1 protein-coding gene and 1 pseudogene are annotated in these 749 nt (G+C 64.0%); both read left to right on the top strand.

Annotation, left to right across the window (positions count from 1 at the left end; translation table 11 throughout):
• Positions 1–150: pseudogene (locus KUG39_RS16140) on the top strand (phycocyanin subunit beta); the annotation flags it as partial.
• A 60-nt stretch (positions 151–210) separates the two neighbouring features.
• A complete protein-coding gene (cpcA, locus tag KUG39_RS16135) occupies positions 211–699 on the top strand; it encodes a C-phycocyanin subunit alpha (RefSeq protein ID WP_015109240.1) in 489 nt (162 codons plus the stop codon).
• The last annotated feature ends 50 nt before the right edge of the window (positions 700–749 follow it).

Genomic DNA, 749 nt, shown 5'->3' with positions numbered 1-749 from the left:
GGCGCTTCCGTCGCCGAAGGCATCCGCAAGATGAAGGACGCCGCCATCGCCATCGCCAACGATCGCAACGGCATCACCCAGGGCGACTGCTCCTCCCTGATGTCCGAAATCGGCACCTACTTCGATCGCGCAGCCGCTGCTGTCGCCTGATCAGTCGTCGACTGATCGTCGCCTCATCTTTCGGTTCACCTTCTCCTTAACACCCTCCCCATGAAGACTCCCCTCACCGAGGCCGTCGCAGCCGCTGATTCCCAGGGCCGCTTCCTGTCCAACACCGAGCTCAACGCCGCCTTCGGCCGCTTCGAGCGCGCCAAGAACGCCCTGGAAGCTGCCAAGGCCCTCACCGCCAACGCCGACTCCCTGGTGAACGGCGCCGCCCAGGCCGTCTACAACAAGTTCCCCTACACCACCCAGATGCAGGGGAGCAACTACGCCTCCGACGCCCGCGGCAAGGCCAAGTGTGCCCGTGACATCGGCTACTACCTCCGCATGGTCACCTACTGCCTGGTCGCCGGTGGCACCGGCCCCATGGATGAGTACCTGGTCGCTGGTCTCGACGAGATCAACCGCACCTTCGAGCTCTCCCCCTCCTGGTACGTCGAAGCCCTGACCTACATCAAGGCCAACCACGGCGTCTCCGGCGATGCCGGCGTCATCGCCAACAACTACATCGACTACGCCATCAGCGCTCTCGTCTGAGCTCTCAAGGCCATCGTTGTCTCGGGGTCCCCTTCGGGGGGCCCTTTTTT

The organism is Synechococcus sp. CCAP 1479/10 (genome assembly GCF_019038515.1).
Lineage (GTDB): Bacteria > Cyanobacteriota > Cyanobacteriia > PCC-6307 > Cyanobiaceae > Cyanobium.
This window is presented reverse-complemented; position numbering and strand designations above follow the sequence as displayed.

Coding starts and splice junctions, on each gene's coding strand:
- cpcA (WP_015109240.1), top strand. CDS start 211: ATGAAGACTCCCCTCACCGAGGCCGTCGCAGCCGCTGATTCCCAGGGC.